This is a genomic window from Thioalkalivibrio sp. (assembly GCF_041685615.1).
Classification (GTDB): domain Bacteria; phylum Pseudomonadota; class Gammaproteobacteria; order Ectothiorhodospirales; family Ectothiorhodospiraceae; genus Thioalkalivibrio.
In genome coordinates, this window is record NZ_JAWLFK010000081.1 from 1 (window position 1) to 5,654 (window position 5,654).

A 5,654-nucleotide genomic window follows, 5' to 3' on the forward strand; every position below is an offset into this window, starting at 1 on the left:
CTGGAGATCCACGCCGAACGCATACTCTCGGACAGCAACAGCTCCATCTACGACCTGCGCGTAAGCGCCGACGACCAGCCAGTGCTAAGCGCCCGGGCGACGGTGATCTTGCAACCAGCCGACGAGGAGGAGACCCCTTGACCAGCCGCGCTCTGATCACCGGCGGCTCCGGCGCCATCGGCGCCGCGATCGCCCATGCGCTGGCCGCGGCAGGCCACGAGGTCATCCTGCACGCCCACCGCAATGCCGACGCGGCCGAGGCCACGGCCGCGGCCATCCGCGAGACCGGCGGCCAGGCCCGTGTGCGGGTGTTCGACATCACTGACGAGGCGGCCTGCCGCGAGAGCCTGGAGCCCCTGGTGGCCGAACAGCCGGTGCAGGTCCTGGTGCACAACGCGGGGGTCCATGACGACGCCCCGCTGGCCGGGATGCGCCGCGAACAGTGGGACCGGCCGATCGACGTCGGGCTCAATGGGTTCTACAACGTGACCCAGCCCCTGCTGCTGCCCATGATCACGACCCGCTGGGGCCGGGTGATCGCGATCTCCTCGGTGGCCGGACAGATTGGCAATCGCGGCCAGACCAATTACGCCGCCGCGAAGGCCGGCCTGCACGGGGCGATCCGCTCGCTGGCTCAGGAAGTCGCCTCGCGCGGCATCACCGCCAATTCGGTCGCCCCCGGGATCATCGAAAGCCCGATGAGCGCCGCAAGCTTCGATGCCGAGACCGTTCGCAACATGGTCCCGATGCGCCGCGCCGGGCGGCCCGAGGAGGTCGCCGGTGTGGTCGGCTTCCTCGCCAGCGATGCCGCCAGCTATGTCTCCGCGCAAGTGATCGGCGTCAACGGCGCCCTCGCCTGACACCCATGAGCGCCGTCGCCGCCCTGATCCCCGCCCACAACGAGGCTGCCACCATCGAGGCGGTGGTGGCAGCCGCCCGGACGCACGTGGACCGTGTGATCGTGGTGGATGATGGTTCGGAGGACGCGACCGCCTGCCTGGTCGAGGACCAGGCCGAGGTCCTCCGCCAGCCCGCGAACGGCGGCAAGGCGGCGGCCCTGTGGGCCGGGATGCAGCACGCGCTGGCCACCGGCGCCGACGCCGTGGTGACCCTGGACGCCGACGGCCAGCACGATCCCTCGGAGATTCCCGCGTTGGTCGCCGCCTGGCGCGAGACGCCGGAGCGGCTGATCCTGGGCGCCCGGCTCAAGGGCCGCGAGTACACCCCGCCGCTGCGGCTGTTCGGCAACCGCATGGCGGATTTCTGGATCGCGTGGGCCTCCGGACAGCCGCTGCAGGATTCACAGTCGGGGTTCCGGCTGTACCCGGCACCCCTGTTACGGCGCCTGGAGCTGCGCCATCACCGCGCGCGCGGTTTCGTGTTCGAAAGCGAGGCGCTGATCGTCGCGGAACGCCTGGGCTTCCCGGCCCGTGTGGTCCCGGTTCGCTGCATCTACCCGGAAAACCACCGCCCCAGCCATTACCGACCCACCGCGGACACCCTGCGCATCATCGCCATGGTCGCCGGCCAACTGCTGCGCCGCGGGATGCGCCCGCTGGGGCTCCTGCGTTCACTGGGCATGATCCCGCGATGAACTACTCCCGCCAAGCCTTTCAGGCTATGGCGTGCGTTTCGCGCTTCATTGGGAGTGCCGGCTCATCCGGAGGATGATTCGGTCTTACCGCCCTCCACGCCTCGGCCGGTTCCCGACCGGATAACTGCTGCTCGGCCCAGCGCATCAATACCCGTGCGGCGTTTTCATCCCGCGTGCAGGACACGCCACAGGGGCACTCATGACGCCGCTGGCTGAGCGGCTTCTTCTCCTGACGCCCACAGGCATGACAGGTCTGCAAGGGCTTGAGTGGACGGGTGGGCGTTTCCATCGCCCAGGTACCAGCCTCTTCCGCTTTGTACCCGAGTCGTTGATGGAAGGCCCCGCCGGCGGCATCCAGGATGCTGCGGTTCAAGCCCTTTTTGTGCTGACCGCCCGAGGCGGTCAGGTTGCGGATGTTCAGCGCCTCAACACCCAGGGCGGCGAATCGCCCGACCAGTCGATTCGTCACCTGGTGAAGGAAGTCATTGCGCTGGTGGGCCACCCTGCGGTGAAGGCGGCGCAGTCGTTCGTATTGCCGCTGGAGTCGGTTCGAGACCGGAAAGCGCCGCGTCTTGCCGGACGCCTTCTTCGACGCCTCCTCCTTGCGGGAAATATCGCGCTGGACCTGGCGGATCTCGCTCAGGGTGTGGGCCAGGTGGCGCGGGTTTTCGATGGTCTCGGTCCCCGCCGGGGTGGCCACGGTGGCGAAGGTTTCCAGCTCCCAGTCCAGGCCGCCCAGTTGGTCACCGCGCTCCCGCTCCGGCTGGCAGTCCAGGGTGACGCTGGCGTACCAGCGCCCGTTGCGACAAAACACCTCGCAGGTCTTCGGGGTGCCGGGGGTTCGGGGCTTGCCCCGGATGGTGACCATGCCCACACCGGACAGGCGCAGGGTGCCGTGCTTCATCCGCTCGTTGGTGAGCAGGCTCCAGCCGTCGCCGTGGGTCTTGTACCCCCAGACCTTGAAGCGATGCAGGGGTTTGAAGCGGGGGAACCCCGGCGTCTCGCCGTTTTTCACCCGTCAAAAGAAGTGCTGGAACGCCAGGTCCAGCCGTTTCAGGGTGACCTTGCGCTGGACCATATCCCCACTATACGTCGACCAAAGTACAACCCGGAATCATGGCGCTTCGCGCTATGCGCTGCCTCGCCACCCCCTAAGCCGCTGCGCGGCTATAGGCGGAGCACTGCGGCGCGGTTTGGTAGGAACAGAGCCGGGCCGACACCCTTGGAAATGCGGGGCTCGCATGTCTACACTCCCTGCGGATCCACCAAGGGAGAAAACACCATGAAGCCGAGGACGTTGCTGGTCATCCTCTTCGCCGCTCTGTTCGCGCTGGCCGGCTGCCGCGGCACGGTCCCCGTGCAGGACATCAGCGATACCACGGTCACCAATGTCGATGGCGATCGGCCCAGCGCCGAACAGATGGAACGCGCGATCCGCACTGCGGGTTCCTCGCTGGGCTGGCGCATGGAAGAGGCCGAACCGGGACTGCTGGAGGGGCGACTCCACCTGCGTGACCACGTCGCCGTGGTCGAGATCCCGTTTGCTGCCGGGGAATACAGCATCCGCTACAAGGACAGCGCGAACCTGAACTACGCGGACGGCAACATCCACCCGAACTACAACAACTGGATCCAGAATCTGGACAACCAGATCCGGGCCCAGATCTCCTCCCTCTGAGCCCACCCCGCAATAAGCATCTACAGGAAGACGGGAAGATCGGAAGGAATGCATTAGGTAGGGCGCAATGCGGATGGCTTGCCCAGCGCTACAAGCCAACTTCCAGCCTTCGCGTCTTCCTGTTAACGCTTTTGAGGTTTTCTACGGGCCTGCATGGGGTTCGTGGTTAAGACAGACTCAACCCACACGGCACACGGCGGCGGGTCAGTCGGGGCGCGGGCGTTCGTCCAGCTTGCGGGGCTCGCCCCCGGAACCCTTACCGGACGGCTCGTCGTCCTGGGTGTCCGACTCGTTGGCACCGCCGGCCGCCTCGCCGGGACCCGTGCCATAATCGCTGCGTGTCATGTGCGACAGCAACTGCCCGGCCCGGTCCTCGAGGCGATCGCGGGTCGGCTTGTCGGCCAGTTCCTCCGCGCTCTGCGCCAGGTGGTGGTAGAGGTCCCGATAGGAACCCGCCATGGTCGCGAACAGCGTGGCCGTACGATCGAAATGGTCGTTGACCTGGCTGCGGTAGCGGGTCAGCTCCTGCATCCGCCGATCCAGTTCCTCTTCCAGTTCGCGGATCAGCTTGCGCTCGTCGCTGGTGACGCGCCCCACCCAGAACCCCACCAGGGCGGCGACCACGATGGCCAGGATCCCGAGGGCCACCCAGAGCCCCACTGCTGTCTGTTCTTCCACCACGACATCCTCTGCAAATGGAGCCGCCATTGTGCCGCAGGCCCTCGCCGAACGCACTGCCAGGAAACGCTAACGAATCTACCCGCTCGCGTTGGTACCCCAGGTTTTCCGGGAGCAGGCGGGCTCCACAGCCGGTAGTGGTTCTGCCGGCAAGGGCCACAACGCCTTGTTCGCACGCAAGAGCGGCTCGAGCGCGTACGTTCATTAACGTTCCCCTCGGCATGCTAACCTCGCCACACAGTCAGGAGCCCGGAAGACCCGCATGATCGACCCGCAACACGCACAACAAATCCGCCAGGCCCAGGCCGGCCTGATCAACCTGGTGGTGCAGGCCACCCAGAACCCGGAGACCCGCCGCGAACTGGAGCCGGTCCTGAACCAGGCGCACGAGGCCGGCTGGGGCGAACTGATCCAGCGCATCCGCCGCGTGCTCGAAGGCGAGCGCGACCCGGTCCTGCTGCAGGGCCTGGACGACGAGGACACGGTGATCCTGACGGCGATCCTGTCCGGGCTGCAGGACCCGTCCAGCCTGCCCAACCCGGAACAAAGCGGCGATCCGGCCCAGGCCGCACCGGGCCTGGCGCAGATGATCCACGGGGCCGCCCGCGGCGATGCACAGTCGCTGCACTGGCTGTCCCAGATGGCCGAACAGATGAGCCGTGCCGGGGGCGACATGGCACGCCTCGGGGGCATCACCAAGCGCCTGGTGGACGGCGAGCGCGACCCCGACGTCCTTTGCCGCGGCATGGGTTCGCAGGGCGAGTCGCTGGTGCTGTCTATCCTGGCAGAACTGGGCAAGCTCGAGCACCACTAACCCGCCATGCGCGATCCAGTCGACCGCGCGAGCCGCGACCCTGGCACATTCCAGCTTCGCAACTGGGTTCTGGGCGTGGTTTCCCTCTGGATTCTGCAAGGCTGCGCCGCGGTCGCGCTGCATCCGCCGGAAGGGCCGAAGGACCCAGTCACTGTGGCGCTGCTGGACCATGGCCATCACTCCAGCCTGGTGCTGCCTGCCAAGGCCGCAGGCGCCTGGGTGCGCTACTCCTACGGTGACTGGGCCTTTTACGTCGAGCGCCGCATGAATCCGCTCATGGGGTTTGCCGGGCTCTTCCTGCCCACGAAGGGGGCGCTCGGTCGTCAGGTCCTGACCGGTCCCGGACTGGCAGGTGTGGCGGAGCAGCAACTGCGGGTTCCGCTGGAAGAGTCGTTTCCGCTGGTCGTTACCCGCGAACGGGCCACGGCGCTGCGCGAGGAGCTCGAGGACATCTGGCACGGCGGCTACGATGAGCGGGCAGAGTCCCGCGCCTGGGACATGACCTTTGCCGAACACCCCGAGGCGTACACCCTGCTCAACAACTCCAATCGCATGGTTGCGAACTGGCTGATGGCTCTGGAGATCGAGGTATCGCGCGTCCCGCTCCTGTCCAACTGGCAGGTCGGCTCCCCCTGAGACTTACCAGGCCTTGCTCACCACGTAACGCACGGCATCACGAAGAAGGGCCAATTCACAAAAACGATTTGCAGTACGGAGGGGACGGAGAAGGCCAGCGGCGAAGGGCAAAAAGCTCGAAACACGCCATCAGGCTGTATCGCCCACACCGGCCACTCGACACGTCGCCAATTTGCCTCCTTTTCTCTGTGCCCTCCGTGGTGAGAATGCTTTTGGTGTTTCCTCGTGTGGTGGATAGGCAAGGTGCGTCAGAG

At 66.6% G+C, this 5,654-nt stretch carries 7 protein-coding genes; 5 read left to right on the forward strand and 2 right to left on the reverse strand.

The window, feature by feature from the left end; all coding sequences use genetic code 11:
• Nucleotides 1-137 precede the first annotated feature (137 nt).
• Entirely contained in the window at nt 138-860 is a 723-nt protein-coding gene (fabG, locus tag ACESLR_RS11335; protein ID WP_373026142.1) for a 3-oxoacyl-ACP reductase FabG, read from the forward strand.
• 5 nt (nt 861-865) lie between these two features.
• The gene (locus tag ACESLR_RS11340; protein WP_373026144.1) at nt 866-1,594 is read left to right on the forward strand and encodes a glycosyltransferase family 2 protein; all 729 of its coding nucleotides are present in this window, start codon (nt 866-868) and stop codon (nt 1,592-1,594) included.
• A gap of 19 nt (nt 1,595-1,613) precedes the next feature.
• Here ACESLR_RS11340 and ACESLR_RS11345 read toward each other — a convergent pair whose 3' ends face one another.
• A complete protein-coding gene (locus tag ACESLR_RS11345) occupies nt 1,614-2,609 on the reverse strand; it encodes an RNA-guided endonuclease InsQ/TnpB family protein (RefSeq protein ID WP_373026146.1) in 996 nt (331 codons plus the stop codon).
• A 267-nt stretch (nt 2,610-2,876) separates the two neighbouring features.
• Here ACESLR_RS11345 and ACESLR_RS11350 point away from each other — a divergent pair, with 267 nt between their 5' ends.
• Nucleotides 2,877-3,272 (forward strand): hypothetical protein, encoded by a 396-nt coding sequence (locus ACESLR_RS11350; RefSeq protein WP_373026147.1) that lies wholly within the window; start codon nt 2,877-2,879, stop codon nt 3,270-3,272.
• Between the two features lie 204 nt (nt 3,273-3,476).
• Here ACESLR_RS11350 and ACESLR_RS11355 read toward each other — a convergent pair whose 3' ends face one another.
• Nucleotides 3,477-3,950: a YhcB family protein gene (locus ACESLR_RS11355; protein WP_373026148.1), complete on the reverse strand. Its 474-nt coding sequence runs from the start codon at nt 3,948-3,950 to the stop codon at nt 3,477-3,479.
• Between the two features lie 262 nt (nt 3,951-4,212).
• On the opposite strand from ACESLR_RS11355, the gene ACESLR_RS11360 reads away from it, so the two are divergent.
• Both ACESLR_RS11360 and ACESLR_RS11365 read left to right on the forward strand, forming a co-directional pair.
• Nucleotides 4,213-4,764: a hypothetical protein gene (locus ACESLR_RS11360; RefSeq protein WP_373026149.1), complete on the forward strand. Its 552-nt coding sequence runs from the start codon at nt 4,213-4,215 to the stop codon at nt 4,762-4,764.
• Nucleotides 4,765-4,770: 6 nt separating this feature from the next.
• Complete coding sequence (locus ACESLR_RS11365) at nt 4,771-5,400, forward strand: hypothetical protein (RefSeq protein ID WP_373067458.1); 630 nt, start codon at nt 4,771-4,773, stop codon at nt 5,398-5,400.
• The last annotated feature ends 254 nt before the right edge of the window (nt 5,401-5,654 follow it).